17 protein-coding genes are annotated in these 15412 nt (G+C 60.1%); 11 read left to right on the top strand and 6 right to left on the bottom strand.

The genetic code is table 11. The features are described from left to right. Positions 1-18 precede the first annotated feature (18 nt). A complete protein-coding gene (locus FY528_RS05590; protein WP_149070010.1) occupies positions 19-786 on the bottom strand; it encodes a DUF3667 domain-containing protein in 768 nt (255 codons plus the stop codon). Positions 787-880: 94 nt separating this feature from the next. On the opposite strand from FY528_RS05590, the gene FY528_RS05595 reads away from it, so the two are divergent. From FY528_RS05595 to FY528_RS05605, 3 genes are all read left to right on the top strand, one after another. Beyond that, entirely contained in the window at positions 881-1699 is an 819-nt protein-coding gene (locus FY528_RS05595) for an MOSC domain-containing protein (RefSeq protein ID WP_149070011.1), read from the top strand. 186 nt (positions 1700-1885) lie between these two features. Beyond that, positions 1886-2689 (top strand): DUF547 domain-containing protein, encoded by an 804-nt coding sequence (locus FY528_RS05600; protein ID WP_149070012.1) that lies wholly within the window; start codon positions 1886-1888, stop codon positions 2687-2689. A gap of 56 nt (positions 2690-2745) precedes the next feature. Next, positions 2746-3417: a DUF2461 domain-containing protein gene (locus FY528_RS05605; RefSeq protein WP_149070013.1), complete on the top strand. Its 672-nt coding sequence runs from the start codon at positions 2746-2748 to the stop codon at positions 3415-3417. A gap of 215 nt (positions 3418-3632) precedes the next feature. On the opposite strand, the gene FY528_RS05610 is transcribed toward FY528_RS05605, so the two are convergent. Next, a complete protein-coding gene (locus tag FY528_RS05610) occupies positions 3633-4256 on the bottom strand; it encodes a deoxynucleoside kinase (RefSeq protein ID WP_149070014.1) in 624 nt (207 codons plus the stop codon). A gap of 289 nt (positions 4257-4545) precedes the next feature. Here FY528_RS05610 and FY528_RS05615 point away from each other — a divergent pair, with 289 nt between their 5' ends. After that, positions 4546-4989, top strand: coding sequence for a hypothetical protein (locus FY528_RS05615; protein ID WP_149070015.1), 444 nt, complete (start codon positions 4546-4548; stop codon positions 4987-4989). A gap of 11 nt (positions 4990-5000) precedes the next feature. Here the strand turns inward: FY528_RS05615 and FY528_RS05620 are convergent, their stop codons facing one another. Next, positions 5001-5654: a hypothetical protein gene (locus FY528_RS05620; RefSeq protein ID WP_149070016.1), complete on the bottom strand. Its 654-nt coding sequence runs from the start codon at positions 5652-5654 to the stop codon at positions 5001-5003. 138 nt (positions 5655-5792) lie between these two features. On the opposite strand from FY528_RS05620, the gene FY528_RS05625 reads away from it, so the two are divergent. After that, positions 5793-6320: a GNAT family N-acetyltransferase gene (locus tag FY528_RS05625; protein ID WP_149070017.1), complete on the top strand. Its 528-nt coding sequence runs from the start codon at positions 5793-5795 to the stop codon at positions 6318-6320. A 65-nt stretch (positions 6321-6385) separates the two neighbouring features. Further along, positions 6386-6613, top strand: coding sequence for a CDGSH iron-sulfur domain-containing protein (locus FY528_RS05630; RefSeq protein ID WP_149070173.1), 228 nt, complete (start codon positions 6386-6388; stop codon positions 6611-6613). Between the two features lie 92 nt (positions 6614-6705). Here FY528_RS05630 and FY528_RS05635 read toward each other — a convergent pair whose 3' ends face one another. Further along, complete coding sequence (locus tag FY528_RS05635; RefSeq protein ID WP_149070018.1) at positions 6706-6957, bottom strand: acyl-CoA-binding protein; 252 nt, start codon at positions 6955-6957, stop codon at positions 6706-6708. A 154-nt stretch (positions 6958-7111) separates the two neighbouring features. On the opposite strand from FY528_RS05635, the gene FY528_RS05640 reads away from it, so the two are divergent. From FY528_RS05640 to FY528_RS05650, 3 genes are all read left to right on the top strand, one after another. Then, positions 7112-8410, top strand: coding sequence for an amidohydrolase family protein (locus FY528_RS05640; RefSeq protein ID WP_149070019.1), 1299 nt, complete (start codon positions 7112-7114; stop codon positions 8408-8410). 113 nt (positions 8411-8523) lie between these two features. Beyond that, on the top strand, positions 8524-9042 hold the full coding sequence (locus tag FY528_RS05645) for a CinA family protein (RefSeq protein ID WP_149070020.1): 519 nt from the start codon (positions 8524-8526) through the stop codon (positions 9040-9042). A gap of 117 nt (positions 9043-9159) precedes the next feature. Beyond that, positions 9160-9807: a hypothetical protein gene (locus FY528_RS05650; protein ID WP_149070021.1), complete on the top strand. Its 648-nt coding sequence runs from the start codon at positions 9160-9162 to the stop codon at positions 9805-9807. Here the strand turns inward: FY528_RS05650 and FY528_RS05655 are convergent. After that, positions 9788-10858 (bottom strand): hypothetical protein, encoded by a 1071-nt coding sequence (locus FY528_RS05655; RefSeq protein ID WP_149070022.1) that lies wholly within the window; start codon positions 10856-10858, stop codon positions 9788-9790. The two genes, FY528_RS05650 and FY528_RS05655, sit on opposite strands and share 20 nt — an antisense overlap. Positions 10859-10984: 126 nt before the next feature. Here FY528_RS05655 and FY528_RS05660 point away from each other — a divergent pair, with 126 nt between their 5' ends. Both FY528_RS05660 and FY528_RS05665 read left to right on the top strand, forming a co-directional pair. Then, a complete protein-coding gene (locus FY528_RS05660) occupies positions 10985-12205 on the top strand; it encodes a zinc dependent phospholipase C family protein (RefSeq protein ID WP_149070023.1) in 1221 nt (406 codons plus the stop codon). A 78-nt stretch (positions 12206-12283) separates the two neighbouring features. Next, entirely contained in the window at positions 12284-13024 is a 741-nt protein-coding gene (locus FY528_RS05665; protein WP_187632025.1) for a peptidylprolyl isomerase, read from the top strand. A gap of 119 nt (positions 13025-13143) precedes the next feature. Here FY528_RS05665 and FY528_RS05670 read toward each other — a convergent pair whose 3' ends face one another. Further along, positions 13144-15252 carry a M13 family metallopeptidase gene (locus FY528_RS05670; protein ID WP_149070025.1) on the bottom strand — a complete coding sequence of 703 codons (2109 nt, stop codon included), beginning with the start codon at positions 15250-15252 and terminating at the stop codon, positions 13144-13146. Between the last annotated feature and the right edge of the window lie 160 nt (positions 15253-15412).

Here is a 15412-nt window from a genome sequence, read left to right on the forward strand (position 1 = left end):
CTTGTATGCCCGGGCCCGTTACCGGAACACGTACCAATTGAAGACAAAGTAATTAAGCAGGACATCGATGATGGCATAAAGGATACCTGTAACCAACGCGCGCCAGAATGCCCCGGCCCAGCCGAGCCCCAAGCCCTGCCGGCCTACCAGCGTGAGGTACAGCACGGTGATGATGCCCCCCAGCATAGCCATGCTGCTGCCCGGCACTCGCCAGGGCAGGTACGTGAGGACGGGCAAGAGCACTAAAAGCAGCACCTGATACGCGCTGCTGACCACTACCTGCACCAGAAAAGCCTCGGCGTAGTTGAGCCCCCGCCGTCGGTAGACCAGCCACGTGAGGAGCGCGTGCGGGGGAAGCAATGCCAGCCACCACACGTTAAAGTACTTCCCCAAAGCGTGAAAATATGTCTGTACGTGGTGGAGCTGCGCGGCCGACACCCGGCGGCTCATCTGCTGCTGCACGGCGTCGCCCACGGAATCATAGTAGTGCAGCCCATTGGCCAGCAGCGTTACGATACCAACCGTATTCAGCAGGATCTGAAACGGGTTGAAGTACCGCTTGCGCCGGCCCCGCAGGTAGTCGTGCACCAGCTGGCCGGGACGAGTCAGCACCATTCCCGCATAGCCAAAGATGCTTTTGTCGGCGTGGGTGAATACGTGCAGGAGTTCGTGCAGCACATGCCCCACGGAGAGGCGGTGCGGCCGCTGCTGCCCGCAGTGGGCGCAGTAGGGGCCCACTTCCAGGGGCTGGTCGCAGTTCAGGCAGAGTAATTCAGGAGCAGCCATATAGCATGGATAAGCGGCGCAAGTACGCCACTTTTTTCGCGCCCACAACCTGCCCCGGGTGCGGCCACAAGCGCGGGTCTGCTACCTTTACCTTATGGCCGCTCCCCTCCTGCTCTCCGACCTGTACATCTACCCCGTAAAATCCCTGGGCGGCATCCGCGTGGCGGAAGCGGAGATAGAGCCCCGTGGCTTGCGCCACGACCGGCGCTGGCTGATCGTAGACCACCGCAACCAGTTCATGACCCAGCGCCAGCACGCCGACATGGCGTTGCTGCACGTTTCGCCGGCGTACAACGGCTTCCTGCTTACCCACCAGCAGCGGCCGGAGCTGCTGCCCCTCTACGTGCCCTTCGAGGCCACGCCCGAGCGCACCTTGTTCGTGACCATCTGGGACGACATGGTGTTTGCCTGGCGCGGTACCCCTGAGGCCGACGCTTGGCTGAGCGAAGCCCTGGGCCGGGAATGCCGCCTGGTATATATGTCGGATATGGTCGTGCGCAACGTAGAGCCCGAGCTCAACCCCGCCGATGCCGTCGTCAGCTTCGCCGATGGCTATCCTTTCCTGCTGGCCGGCACCGAAGCCCTGGCGGAGCTGAACACCCGCCTGGCCGAGCCCGTGCCCATGAACCGCTTCCGGCCGAACTTGGTGTTCAGCGGCGGCGCAGCCTGGGAAGAAGATGCCTGGCATGAGTTTCAGGTGGGCGGCCTGCCCTTCCGGGCAGTGCGGCCTTGCGGCCGCTGCGTCATGACGACTATCGACCAGCAGACCGCCCAGAAAAGCGCCGAACCTCTGCGCACGCTAGCCACTTACCGCACCCAGGCAGGCAAGGTCATGTTTGGGCAGAATGTAACGGGACCCGGCCGCGGCACCCTGCGCGTGGGCGACCCCATAGCCGTAGTGAGCCGCCGCTAGCCTGGCATCCCGGCGGCCGGGCTAGCGCCGCCACTGAATCGGCCAAATGCTTGTGTAGCAAGTGCTGAAGTGTTACTTTTGAAATGCTATTTCTACGTGCTGGCCCACCAGATTCCCGAGCAGTCAGGACGGTGGGCTGCGCTGCCGGTAGCATCTGCCCTTCCACACCTGTTGCCTCCTTTTCCTGTGTTTTCACTCCCCCCGGGTTTCCGCGCTATGGGTGGCCTTTTCGGCTTTATCCTGCTGCTTTGGTTGCCACTGGCTGCCCTTGCCGGTGCCCCGCCCTCCCATGCGCAATGGAACTCGCTGCTGGCCCGCCACGTGCTGGCCGACGGGCGCGTAGACTACCGCGGCTTCCGGGCCGATGAAGACGAACTGGCCGAATACCTGGAGCTGCTGGACTCCACTGCTCCCGATGCTTCTTGGCAGCCCAACGACGTGAAGGCTTACTGGATCAATGCCTACAACGCCAGCGTAGTGGACCTGGTGCTGCAACACTACCCGCTCAACAGCCTGACCGATACGCGTATCAAATCCAAGTCCACCGGCAGCTTTTCGCCCTGGGAGGCGCCCGTGGTTTTCGTGGGAGGAAATACCTACTCGCTCAACCAGATAGAAAAGCAGTTTCTGCGCGGTTCTACCCCGGATGCGCGCATTCACTTTGCCCTGGTACAGGCCGCCGTATCCTCTCCCTCCCTGCTCAACGAGGCCTACGAAGGCAGCCGCCTGGAGCAGCAGCTGGAGGCGCAGACGCGCCGGTTCCTCAACGACCCGGTGGCCAACCAGCTAATGGGCCCCACCCCGCAGCTGTCGAGCTTGTTTGACTGGTATGCGGCAGATTTTGGCTCTACTCCGGAAGCGCTGCTGGCTTTCGTCAACCGCTATGCCCACGTGCCCCTGCCGGCCGGTACTACGTTCGGTTTCCTGCCGTTCAACTGGCAGCTCAACGACCGGCTGGCCCTGAGCGACTCGCAGGCCCTGACGCGCTAGGCACTTTTTTTGGCGGGCAGCCCAACCCGCCGCCCGCTTCCACAGTTGAAGCAGGCATGAACAATGCCCTTGTCTTGGATTTTCTCGGTCAGCTGCGCGACAACAACCACAAAGCGTGGATGGACGAGCATCGTGCCGATTACCAGCGTGCCCGCGCGGCCTACACCCAACTGGTGGCGGAGCTACTGCGCGGCGCCGCCCGCTTCGAACCCGACCTGAGTACCCTCACGCCCTCGGACGTGATGTTCCGCATCAACAAAAACGACCGTTTCCACCAAAGCGACGAGCCGTACAAGCGGCACATGGGCGCGGGCATCAAGCGGGGAGGCCGGCACAGTGCCTGGGCGGGTTACTTTATTGCCCTGGAGCCCGGCGGCGAAACTTACGTGGGTGCGGGCCGCTGGATGCCGGAACCGGCCCAGCTCGCCCGCATCCGCCAGGAAATTCACTACAACCCCACCGAGTTTCACGCCCTGCGCCAGAGTCCGGAGCTGCTGCGCTTTTTCCCCCAGGGCCTCGATACCTCTCAAACGCTGAAAACGGCCCCCAAAGGCTACGATCGGGAAGACCCCGATATTGAATGGCTGCGGCTGAAAAGCTACTTCGTGTGGCAGGCAATTCCGGATGCCCAGGTGCTTAGCCCCGACTTTCCGCAGCAGGTACTCGGCGCCTGGCAGGCAGCCCAGCCCTTCGTCCGCTTCCTCAACGAGGCTATGCGGGAGGAGTAGACTGTGCTAGGGTAAATGGCTGAATGGGTTTGCTGGTTGACTGGCTTTAAAGTGCACTACTGGCAGCTGTATGACTTGGAAACCAACCAAAGTTTTACAAGTAAAAAGGCCCGGCCGTCTGTAGACGGCCGGGCCTTTTTGGCGGAATGAGAGCTTCGGGTTATTCAGGAATACAGCAGCCATTAAACCCCAGAGCCATTCATCCATAAAGTCCTTCAAAACAGCCCAAAGAGGGTGCTGTTGATTTTATCGACGATGACGCCCAAATCCTCGGGGTTGTTCACGTAGTCGAGCTGGTTGACGTCGACGATGAGCAGCTTGCCGTAGCTGTAGCTGCTGATCCACCGCTCGTAGTGCTCGTTCAGGTTCTTGAGGTACTCGATTTTGATGTTGTTCTCGTAGTCGCGGTTGCGCTTCTCGATCTGCGAAATCAGCTTCGGCAAGTCGGCTTTCAGGTAAAGCAGCAAATCCGGCGGATTCACCATGCTGATCATGGACTGAAACAAATTCAGGTAGTTCTGGTGGTCGCGCTCCGTCATCAGGCCCGACTCGTGCAGGTTGGCCGCGAAGATGTGGGCATCCTCGTAAATGGTGCGGTCCTGAATCACACCCTTGCTGGCTTGCTGCAGCTCTTTAATGCGCTGGGTTTGCCGGAAGCGGCTGTTCAGGAAGTACACCTGCAGATGGAATGCCCACCGGGGCATATCGTCGTAGAAGTCCTTGAGGTACGGATTGTGGTCGACGTCTTCCAGAAACACTTCCCAGTTGAAGTGGTGCGCTAACTTGTTGGCTAGGGTGGTTTTGCCGGCACCAATGTTACCGACGATGGCAATATGCATGAGAAAGGCGGGCGTGAGCGGAACGTGAACCGCAAAAGTAGCAGAAACACGGGCATCATTGGGCACGTAGCTTCGGTAGAAATGCGCCCAGTCTGCATCCAGCGCGTTTATTCTCTGCTACTTCCTACTCCTGCTTTCCATCATCCTACTCCCGGCCCTGCTGCTGCCTTTGGCCCCAGGCAGCAGCACGTATTCTTATCTACTTCAATTGGAATCAAAACCAGAATAAATAGAATCCTACCGCATAAACCCTTATGTTTAATATCACTTGCTCCTAGCTCTCTGCTTTATGCTCCCACACGCTGTGCCCTTCGACGACCTGGGTATTGTGCCCGACCAGTACGGTAGCCCGGTAGCCTCCCTGCGATACTACCCAGACGAACAACTGCTGTATATTCAGTGGCAGGGCAACATCACAGCTGATGCCGTGCTGCGGGTGGCTACGCAGGAGCTGCGCATCCAGGAACAGCTGCAGATTCCCCTGATCCTGAACGACAAAACCGAATCAACGGGTGACTGGTCGGATGCCTTGTCGTGGCTGGAGTTTGAGTGGCTGCCGCAGGCCATGGAAAATGGCCTGCGGGCCTTTGCCTACGTGTTTCTGCCCGATTTACAGAATCAGTACATCAGCGCCGGGTTTATCGAGAAAATTGGGCACCAGCTGCCCGCCCGGCTTTTCTACGACGTAGCTGCGGCCCGGCACTGGCTCCATCAACAGCAGCAAACGGCCTGAAGCAACCGCTATTACTCCTTCTCGCTCAGATATTCTTTGGTAGCGCGGGCGCCTTCCAGCGTGCGAAACTCCCCCTGCAGCGTGCGGATGCGGAGCCGCTCCTCCAGCCCCAGCTGCTGACGCACCTGCTCGTACCGCCCATTGAGGCGTGAGAGGACCTCGCTGGCAGCGGCCCAGTCGCGCTGGGTCCACTGTCGGCGCTGCTCGCGCGTGGTAGCCAGCAGGCGCTCATACAGGTCGGGTAGCTCCGTGGCCCGGGCGCGGTTTATTACCACGTTTTCGTTGAGCAGCCGGTCTTGGGCCTGCTGCGCCGTTTCGGGCTCCCGGGCCTGGGCTTCGAGGCGGCGCTGTTCGGCGGCCCAGGCCTTGTAGCGGGCCTTCTCGGCCGCATACTCCCGCTTCGACTGAACCGATAAACTGTCGGTAGCGCGGTCGAGGCGCTGGCTTTGACGGTCGAAGTCGGCCATCATCTTAGGCCATTCCCGGCGGGCCCCGGCCTCAGCTTTATCCATTTTCTCACTTACCCAGTCGACAAACGTGCGCAAATCGCGCTCTACGGCCGAGGAGGTGGGCGTAGTACTGGAGGTGGACTGCTGCGCAGCAGCAGCTAATGGCGTAAGGCCAAGGGCGGCCAGCACAGCCAAGGAAAGCAGGCAACGTTTCATAGGCAGAAAATCGTGAAGATGAAGTAACGCGCCGGGCGCGGGCTACCGTATGGCAGGGCCCGGCAATTTCCGGCCCAAAACGTGGAATTAGCCTACCAAGGTTCGGTTTTAGCGGAAATAATGCCGTTTTTGCAGCGTATGACGACTTCCGCCGCCGCTGCCATTACCATTCAGCCCGCCACCCTGGCCGATATTCCCACCATCATCAGCCTGGCCGAAGCGACCTGGGAGCCTACCTACCGCTTCATTATTTCGCGGGAGCAGATTGAGTACATGTACCGCGTGATTTATACGCCGGCTTCGCTGCAGCGGCAGATGGCCGACGAAGGGCACACGTTTCTGCTGCTCTTGGCCGATGGGCATCCGGCCGGTTATGCCTCCTTTTCCCGGCTGCCTATTGCCAATGATGCTATCTTTAAGCTGCACAAGCTTTATCTGCTGCCTTCTCACCAGGGGCAAGGCCTCGGCCAGCAGCTGATTGGGGCCGTGGAACAGGCGGCCCGTCAGGCCGGTGGCCGCGCCCTGGAGCTGAACGTAAACCGGCACAACCCGGCCCTGGCCTTCTATGAAAACCGTGGCTTTCAGCGGCACCGTGAGGAAGACATTCCCATCGGACCGTACTGGATGAACGACTACGTGATGCGCAAGGAGCTGCTGGCGCAGTAGCTGAGAGGTAGCTCGTCTCTGTCTTGGTGCTATTTTCCCGAATCACTCACTCTTTTTTTCTTTTTCTGATGGCCACCAAAATCACCGTACTCAGCAATGGCTCCCTCCGGGTAGAGGGCACCGATTTCGAACTCGTCGATGCCCAGGGCACGCCCTACGGCCTGGGCGGCCGGGAGCGGATCAGCATTTGCCGCTGTGGCCTTTCCAAGAACAAGCCTTTCTGCGACGGGTCGCACAAGGGCCATTTCGAGCACAACGCCGAGGCCTTCGACCTACCAGCTCCGAAAGTATAGCCGGTATTTCTGGTTCTTGCCCCACGCAAAGCCCCCACCTTCCGCCTGGAAAGTGGGGGCTTTACGTTAATGGGCTGCGGTGTGAGCAGCCGCTAAAACAAAGAGGCCACGAAGTCGACGTACTCCTGGCGAGCCTCTTCCTGGGATTTGCCCCGCAGGCCGGCCCAGGCATCGTACTTGGCAATGGCCTTGAAGTCGAATCCGCCGGGCCGGTCACCGGAAATATCCCCCTCACTCCCCTGTTTGTAGAGAGCGTAGAGTTTGAGCAAGGTCATATTATCGGGCTTGGCGGGCAGTTCCTTGCTGCGCGCCGCGGCGGCTTCAAATTCTTCGATGGTAGCCATGAAACAGGTAATTAGGGATGATGAGAACAGGTAGGCCCTCGCTCCGCAGAGTATGGGTGGCAAAAGATACGGATTGCCATCAAAATAGGCGGCATGCAGCATTTTAATCCGCTGTATATTGTCGGGCATCCTTCCCCGTTCAACCCCTTTTCCGATGAAATTTGCACGCGTAGTAAGCAGCCTCCTGGTGGGCTATTCCCTGCTGCTGGCCCCGGCCGCCCAGGCTCAGAAAACCTATCTGCACTGCGGAAGGCTGCTGGACATGCGCACCGAGCAGGCCCAGACGGAAATGACCATAGTAACGGAAAACGGGCGAATTGTGGCCGTGGAGCGGGGGTATCGGGCGCCCACCAACGCCGCCGACAAGGTTATCGACCTGAAAAACCGCACCGTGCTGCCCGGCCTCATCGACTGCCACGTGCACCTGGAAAGCGAAACCAGCAAAAACAGCCAAGTACAGACTTTTACCCAGAACCCCGCCGACATTGCCTTCCAGGCCGCCACCTATGCCCACAAAACCCTACTGGCGGGCTTCACGACGGTGCGTGACCTAGGTGGCTCGGGTGTAAACGTGGCCCTGCGCAACGCCATCAACCAGGGTCGCGCCGTGGGGCCGCGCGTGTTTACAGCCGTGCGCGTCATCACGACGACTGGCGGGCACGGCGACCCCACCAACGGCTACCGGCTCAACCTGATGGGCAGCCCCGGCCCCGCTGATGGTTTGCTCAACGGCCCCGCCGAAGCCCGTCAGGCCGTGCGCGAGCAGTACAAACGCGGGGCCGACCTGATTAAGATTGCCAGTACCGGCGGGGTGCTGAGCGTGGCCAAAGACGGAGCGGCTCCCCAGATGACGGAAGAAGAAATTCGGGCGGTAGTGGAAACGGCCCGGGACCTTGGGCTACCCGTGGCCTGCCACGCGCACGGGCCCGAGGGCATCAAGCGGGCCATCCGGGCGGGCGTGACCAGTATTGAGCATGGCTCCCTGCTCGATGACGAAGGCATTAAGCTCATGAAAAAGTACAGCACCTGGTACGTGCCGACCATTACGGCCGGAAAATCGGTGGCTGACTCGGCTAAGATTCCCAACTACTATCCCGCTCTGGTAACGCCCAAAGCCCTAGCCATAGGCCCCAAGCTGCAGGAAACCTTTGGGCGCGCCTACAAGGCCGGCGTCAAAATTGCCTTTGGCACCGACGCAGCTGTGTTCCGGCACGGGGTAAACGCCCTGGAGTTTCAGTACATGGTGGAAGCCGGCATGCCCCCGTTGGCGGCCCTGCGCAGCGCCACGGTAAGTGCCGCCGAGCTGCTTAACCAAACCAGCAACCTGGGTACGCTGGAAGCCGGAAAGCTCGCCGACGTGGTGGCCGTGGAAGGCGACCCACTAACCGATATCAAGGTGATGCAGCGCGTGCGGTTCGTGATGAAGCAGGGCGTGGTATACCGGCAGGAGTAGCCGCTGAGCGCTGGCTGAAACTACCCGGGCCCAATAGCAAGCAACCTCCACCGTTGCAACTTTGCAGGGGCTGCTCGGCGTATGGACGGATGTTACTTCCTGCCCCACCCTGTATGAAAGCTAGTTCTGTTGATGACCTCGTGAAGCTGTTTCTGCAGCACAAACTCACTTTGGCCCTGGCCGAAAGCTGCACCTGTGGCTGGGTGGCGGCCCAGCTGGCCCCGGCTCAGGGGGTAAGCGAGGTTCTGCTGGGCTCAGTCGTAACCTACCATGCCGAAGCCAAGCAACGGCTCCTGGGAGTTAAGAAGAAAACCCTGGACACGTACTCGGCCGAAAGCCAGCAAACTACCAATGAAATGGCCCAGGGGCTGCACCAGCACCTGCCCACGGCCGATGTGTGCGTGGCCATTACCGGACTCTTCGGCCCCGGCGCCTCCGAAACCATCGACAAACCTTCGGGCACTATTTTCGTGACCATGCTGCTGGAAAACCGAGCCTTTGAGTACCGCGAGTTGCTGAAAGGCCCCACCGAAAAGCTGCGCGACCAAGCCGCAGACTTTATTTACGGCAAGCTGGCCGAGCTGCTCCAACGCCGGCAGCAGGCCCCCGCCGGCGAGCTGCACGGCAGCTAGGCTAGCCGCGGGTTCCAGCCAGAGCAGCTGGCTGCGGTTTCTTCTTTAGGCACTCCCTATTTTTTTATTGCCGGAGCCACTCAGCTATTGGGCCATAATCCCATCTTTGTGGCACCTATGAAACTATCGGTTATTCTGACTGCAGCCCTGGCTCTGGCCACGCTGCCTTTCGCGCAGGCACAAACGGAGCTGCAAACGCAACCCAACGTAGCTACCCCCCTGCCCGCTTCCCCCGCCATGCCGACGCAGGCTCCCCTGCTGAGCGAACAGCCGGTCCGCTACCACGCCTCCACGCTGAGCATCGAAGCGGGCTGGGGTGCTCCTTACGGCTGGGGCCTGTCGTACGCCTACTTAGTGGCTCCCAACCTTGATCTGAATGCGGGTCTGGGCATTGGAGTGGGCGGGAAAATTGGGGTAGGGCTACGCTATTACCTGCAGCCGCAACGTGAGTTGTCTCCGTACCTGGGGCTAAACCTGGCCCGCACTGGGCGCCTCGACAACGTGGAAATAGAGCTAAACCAGGAGCGGGCCGTGTACAGCATGGCGCCCAGCGGCGTGCTGCACCTGCGCGGCGGGTTGCGTTGGCAGCCCGGCCGCCTGGGTATGCTGGCTTCTTTTGGATACGGCGTGCGGTTTACCGGCAACCCCATTTCCTACCAGCCGGGGCCTACGCCTTCTCCTGAGCTGCAAAACGTGGTGAAGGCCATCAGCCCGGGCGGCCTGGAAATTTCCCTGGGGCTGGCCATCAACCTGGGCCCGCGCTAGCACCCTTAGCTCCTCCCTCGCCCGGGCGCTGGCGTACCACCATCAGCTTGAGGTGCAGGCGCACAATGTCGCCCATGGAGTCGCACCGGTCGAACCGGGTGGTGTGGTGGTGCTGGTTGAGTTCCTGCCGGAGCAGGGCTACTTTCTCGGGTGGGGCCAGCGTTTCAGCGCGCATGCAATCCAGCAAATCCTTCAGCCGGTAGCGCTCGGCGCGGGCGCGCCGGAGCATGAGGGTGCGCTCCTCGGTTTGGTACTGGCGGATGCTTTCCGGGGCCAGCAGCCGGGCACAGAGTTGAACCAGGGAGCGGTTGTCCTTGAAAAACTGGGGCAGATACATCGTTTTTTTGCCCTCGTAGCTTTGCTGATCGAAGTCAATGGCGCGCAGACGGTACTGCTCATCCTCGAAATCGGCCGTCACATCCACCACGTAGTTGTAGGCGCGCATGTCGCCCAGGAGGCGGGCAAAGCACCGCTCGTTGAACTTCACAAACTCCTTGGCAATGCGCACTTGGTTGAGGTGGGGCCGCTGCAGCCGGTCCCGGATAAAATCGTCGCCCGGAATGCCAGCAATATGCTCCTCAATTAGGGTGGCACCGCTGACCAGGTAGTTAATAGAATTGGGCGCCAGCAGGTGCTCCAGCTCCAGCCCGTACACGCGGGAGGCATCGGCCCGCTTCACATAAAAATAATCGTAGTTATCGTTGAACTGGTTGACAATGCGCACCCGGAACGGGTTACTGTTGCCAAAGCGGCAGTAGTCGATGCGGTCGGCCAGCAAGTGCTCAGAAAAGGAAAGGTCGCCGCCAGTTTTGAGCAGGGCGTATACTTCCGTCAGGCCCACGCTTAGCTCCTGCAGGGTTTGGGGCTCGTAGAACACCGTTTCCCAGAGTGTATCGCGCCCCTGGCGGTCCAGCAGCGGATAAGCACCCCCACTGCGCAGCAGATCGGCGTAGGTGACGGGCAGCGGGGCCTCCCGATCATAGTGCTGCAGGTAGTGGCGCAGCCGCTCACTAATCGGGTAAGAAATTTTCTTCTTGGAGATGGTAGTCACGGCAACAGAAATCAGAAACTGACAGTAACGTTACGGAGGGCCGGGGAAAACCACCGAAGGGCGCGCTTTTTGCTCTCCCGGAAAAATACCGAACTTTGAGACTTGCCCATCCTATCTGGAGTTGCTATGAAGAAAATCTTGCTTACGTTACTGGTGGTCCTGCTTTGCCCCTTGCTCTCGCCGGGCTGGGGTGGGTTTGGGCATAAAGTAATTACGCAGCTGGCGGTGTACTCGCTGCCCGGGGGCATGCAGGGGTTCTACTTTCGCAACCTGAACCAGCTGGTCCAGCTTTCCAATGCTGCCGATCAGCGCGCCGAAACTGACTCCATGGAGGCCAGCCGGCACTTCATTTACATGGACCATTACGGCGAAAACCCGTTTGGGGCGGTGCCCAAGCAGTGGGAAAAAGCCACGGCCAAGTACAAAGCCGATACCCTACGCAAGTACGGTACCCTGCCCTGGGTGATAGACGAGGTGCGCGAAAAGCTCACCCAGGCGTTCCGGGCCGGCGATACGGCCCAGATTGTGTCACTCTCGGCTGACCTGAGCCATTATGTGGCCGACGCCTACTCTCCCCTGCGCACCACGGTAAACCACAACGGGCAGCTCTCCAACCAGGAAGGCCTGCAGCCGCTGTGGGAAAATAAGCTACCCGAGCGGCACATCGGCGACTATAAGCTCCACAATAAGCCGGCGAAATACACCAAAACTCCCCTGAACGACACCTGGCAGGCTATTCAGGACTCGTACGGCTTCCTGGGCGCTACCTTCGACCTTGAGGAGAAAGTAACCCGCGGCTTTACACCTGAGCAGAAATACATTTTTTCGCACCGCTTCGGCCAAACCCGCCGCGCCTACTCCGACGCATTTGCCGATGCTTACCACAAGGAGCAGATTGGTGGCATGGTGATGTTCCGCATGCAGCTGGCGTCCTCCTTCGTGGGGTCGATGTGGCTGACTGCCTGGAAAGATGCCGGCAGCCCTAACCTGGAAAAGCTGCTTAAAAAGCCTATTCGTAAAGAAGAATCCGAAAAGCTGGATGAACAGCTGAGCGCCTGGAAAGATAACCAGTTGGTGCCCCAGAACATGCTGCTCGCGCAGCTGAAGGAAAAAGCCGTGGAGGCCCCCGACCAGATCCGCCCGGCTGCGGATATGGCCCCGCCGCCCCCCGTAGCACCGGCACCCGCGCCAGCTGCTGCCAGCAACGCAGGTCCTGCTGCCCCCGCGGCGGCTGAGGCTGAAAAAGTCAAGACCAAGGCCAAAACGGAGGACGGCACTGTGAAGCAGAAAGTCAAGGATAAAAAGCCTGAAAAGAAGGCGCCAAAGAAGGTGGATGACGGCTGGTAGGCCCGCGACTTCCGCCGAACCTGTATGTTTGTCCCCCGGAGGCATGGTTGCCTTCGGGGGACTTTTTTTGTTATCGACATGAATTGTTTGCTTTGGATTGGCAGTCTGGTGGCCTTGAGTATGGGTAGCTGCCAGCAACAAGCGCCCGTGCAGGAGCAGCCCGCGCAGGCCCCGGCCCCACCGCCCGTACCCGGCCCCAACCTCGCTACGCTCAGCGACTCCAACGCCGTGGCCGAGTTGAAAGCCTACGGTGCGCAGTACCCGGGCTCGGAGGTGCTGCTGGAAACCCGGCTGGGCAACATCCGCCTGCGCCTGTTCGATGACACGCCGATTCACAAAGCCAACTTTCTGCTGCTGGCGCGCAAAGGCGTGTTCAACGAAACGGTATTCAACCGCGTGGTGAAGGGCTTTGCCGTGCAGGGCGGGCGCACCGAAAACCGCACCATCCGCCTGGGCCGCTACCATTTGCCGCCCGAAATAACGGGCCGCCACTTTCACAAGCGGGGTGCCCTGGGCATGGCCCGCTACGACGATGACCAAAACCCGGGCAAGCTCTCGTCCAGCATTGATTTCTACATGGTGCAGGGCGAAAAGCTCACCCCCTACCAGGCCCAGGCCATGGCGGGCCGCAAGCTCACGCCCGAGCAGCTGCGCACCTACGAAACGATTGGCGGGGTACCTTCCCTGGATGGCAAATACACTGTATTCGGGGAAGTGGTGGAAGGCCTGGAGGTCCTCGATAAGATTGCCGCCGAACCCGTAGACGCCTACAAGTGGCCTAAAAAAGACGTAGGCATGAAGCTAACCGTAGTGAAGTAAAGAGTTAGTTGGCTATCCAGCCGACTAATCGGTTCTTCCAATTTGAGCTCACAAAAAAGGCCGATTCTGTGAGGAATCGGCCTTTTTTAATAGATAGCAGGTTACTGCAGTTCCTTAGCTTACCACACTTTAGCGCGCTCCTGCTGGGCGCGGACCATCTTGCCGTCTTCCTTGCAGCCGAAGGCTTCGTAGAACTCGGGCATGTTCATCAGCGGGCCGTTGGTACGGAACTGCGCCGGTGAGTGCGGGTCTGTCAGGACCTGCTGGCGCAGGTACTCGGGGCGGGCGTTGGTGCGCCACACCTGGGCCCAGCTCAGGAAAAAGCGCTGCTCGGGCGTGAGGCCGTCGTACTTGGGACGCGGGTTGTTGCCGTACTGCTGCTGGAGCTGCTTTTGCAGGGCCGAGTAGGCAATACTCAGGCCGCCGAGGTCCGCCAGGTTTTCGCCCATGGTCAGCTGCCCATTCACGAATACCGAATCGAGGGGAGAAAACGCGGAGTACTGCTTGCCCACCATATCGGCGCGCTGGGTGAAGTTGGCGGCGTCTTCCTTGGTCCACCAGTCTTTCAGGTTGCCTTCGGCGTCGTACTGCCGGCCCTGGTCGTCGAAGCCGTGGGTAATTTCGTGGCCGATAACGGCGCCCATGCCGCCGTAGTTGACGGCGTCATCGGCGTTGGGGTCGAAGAACGGGGGCTGCATGATGCCGGCCGGAAACACGATTTCGTTCATGGCTGGGTTGTAGTAGGCATTCACCGTGGGCGGGGTCATGCCCCACTCGGTGCGGTCGACGGGCTTGCCCAGCTTACTGGTCATGTCCTTGTAGCCCCACTCGCGGGCAGCCACCACATTTTTCAGGTAGGAGTCGCGCGAGATAGTGAGGGCTGAGTAGTCCTTCCACTTATCGGGGTAGCCGATTTTGACGGTGAAGGTGCTCAACTTGCGCATAGCCTCCTTTTTGGTAGCGTCGCTCATCCAGCTCAGCTGCTGGATATGCTCGCCCATGGAGGCCTTGATGTTGTTCACCATTTCCAGGGCCTTTTGCTTGGCCGCGGGCGGGAAGGTCTTGTCTACGTACAGCTGGCCGAAGGCTTCGCCCAGGGCAGCGTCAGTAGCACGCAAGGTGCGCTTCCAGCGGGGCTGTTGCTGCTTGGCGCCGCTGAGCACCTGCTGCAGGCGGAAGGACTCATCCCCGAACTGCTGGGGCAGCGCCGGCGTAAACGAGGTAGCCAGGTGCCAGCGCAGGTAGGTTTTCAGGTCAGCCAGGGGCTCACTCTTCACCATTGTATTCACCTCCTTAAAGAAGGCAGGCTGACCCACAATTACTTCTTTCACCGAGCCCATGCCGGCATCGGTGAGGATGTGCTGCAGGTTCAGGTTAGGATAAGCCTTTTGCAGCTGGCTTACCGTCATTTTGTTGTAGTTGGCGTACGGGTCGCGCAGCTCCACACGGCTCTTGCTGGCTTTGGCCAGACGCGTTTCCAGGCGCAGTATCGTAGCAGCATTTTTGCGGGCAGCGGCTTCGTCGTCGCCCAGCAGTTTGAACGTGTTTACCAGATAGGTCTGGTAAGCCGCCCGAATGCTCTTGGAGCGGGCATCTTCTTTCAGGTAGTAGTCGCGGTCGGGCAGGGAAAGACCACCCTGGTATAGGTTTACGGCGTACTGGGAGCTGATTTTATCGTCCTGCCCCACGTAGGCGCCAAAGAAAGCCCCGGTGGCAAGCACCTGCTGCCGGGCCATGGAGGTTTGCAGCTGATCGGGCGTTTTAATGCCCGCAATCTTGGCCAGCTCCGGCTGCAGGTACTTCAGCCCGGCCGCGTTGATGGCGGCCGAGTCCATTGCCGAGGCGTAGTAGTCGCCCACTTTCTGGAGGTTGGTGCCTTTAGCCGCGTTGCGGTTGGCGGCAGCCTCTTCCAGAATCTGCCGCATTACGGCGTTGTTCTTGTTGGCCAGCTCCTGGAAAGAGCCCCAGCGTACTTCGGCCGCCGGAATAGGATTGTTTTTCAGCCAGTTGCCGGAGGCGTACTGAAAGAAGTTGTCGCAGGCGGCCGCCGAAGCGTCGATGTTGGCGGTGTTCAGCCCCACGCCCTGGGGGAAGGTTTCGGGGGCGGGAGCCGGAGCAGCGGCCGGAGCCGGGGTAGTGGCAGCCGTGGGCACCGTGGTGCTGGCGGCGCAGCCCGCCAGGGCCAGTCCTGCCGCAGCCAGCAGCGTTACGCTATTGCGTTTTTTCATGTGGTGGATTTAGGTAACAGGGGTGGAAAATTGACCGGAATATACCGCGAAACTATGACTACTACCGCCCGTAGCCTAACAGCTGAACGGCCTACCCTGTTTGCCGGCGGCGTATTTCCTGGCAAGTTGTATTCTGCCCGTAGTCAAATGCGTACCTTGC

The sequence above is a fragment of the Hymenobacter lutimineralis genome, assembly GCF_008271285.1.
In the GTDB taxonomy this organism is placed as follows: domain Bacteria; phylum Bacteroidota; class Bacteroidia; order Cytophagales; family Hymenobacteraceae; genus Hymenobacter; species Hymenobacter lutimineralis.

What these genes read in the sequence shown, in the direction of transcription:
- FY528_RS05635 (WP_149070018.1), bottom strand. Translation starts at nt 6,957, where the DNA reads ATGGCTACCATCGAAGAATTTGAAGCCGCCGCGGCGCGCAGCAAGGAA.
- FY528_RS05660 (WP_149070023.1), top strand. Translation starts at nt 10,985, where the DNA reads ATGAAGAAAATCTTGCTTACGTTACTGGTGGTCCTGCTTTGCCCCTTG.
- FY528_RS05665 (WP_187632025.1), top strand. Translation starts at nt 12,284, where the DNA reads ATGAATTGTTTGCTTTGGATTGGCAGTCTGGTGGCCTTGAGTATGGGT.
- FY528_RS05620 (WP_149070016.1), bottom strand. Translation starts at nt 5,654, where the DNA reads ATGAAACGTTGCCTGCTTTCCTTGGCTGTGCTGGCCGCCCTTGGCCTT.
- FY528_RS05605 (WP_149070013.1), top strand. Translation starts at nt 2,746, where the DNA reads ATGAACAATGCCCTTGTCTTGGATTTTCTCGGTCAGCTGCGCGACAAC.
- FY528_RS05610 (WP_149070014.1), bottom strand. Translation starts at nt 4,256, where the DNA reads ATGCATATTGCCATCGTCGGTAACATTGGTGCCGGCAAAACCACCCTA.
- FY528_RS05615 (WP_149070015.1), top strand. Translation starts at nt 4,546, where the DNA reads ATGCTCCCACACGCTGTGCCCTTCGACGACCTGGGTATTGTGCCCGAC.
- FY528_RS05640 (WP_149070019.1), top strand. Translation starts at nt 7,112, where the DNA reads ATGAAATTTGCACGCGTAGTAAGCAGCCTCCTGGTGGGCTATTCCCTG.
- FY528_RS05670 (WP_149070025.1), bottom strand. Translation starts at nt 15,252, where the DNA reads ATGAAAAAACGCAATAGCGTAACGCTGCTGGCTGCGGCAGGACTGGCC.
- FY528_RS05590 (WP_149070010.1), bottom strand. Translation starts at nt 786, where the DNA reads ATGGCTGCTCCTGAATTACTCTGCCTGAACTGCGACCAGCCCCTGGAA.
- FY528_RS05645 (WP_149070020.1), top strand. Translation starts at nt 8,524, where the DNA reads ATGAAAGCTAGTTCTGTTGATGACCTCGTGAAGCTGTTTCTGCAGCAC.
- FY528_RS05625 (WP_149070017.1), top strand. Translation starts at nt 5,793, where the DNA reads ATGACGACTTCCGCCGCCGCTGCCATTACCATTCAGCCCGCCACCCTG.
- FY528_RS05650 (WP_149070021.1), top strand. Translation starts at nt 9,160, where the DNA reads ATGAAACTATCGGTTATTCTGACTGCAGCCCTGGCTCTGGCCACGCTG.
- FY528_RS05595 (WP_149070011.1), top strand. Translation starts at nt 881, where the DNA reads ATGGCCGCTCCCCTCCTGCTCTCCGACCTGTACATCTACCCCGTAAAA.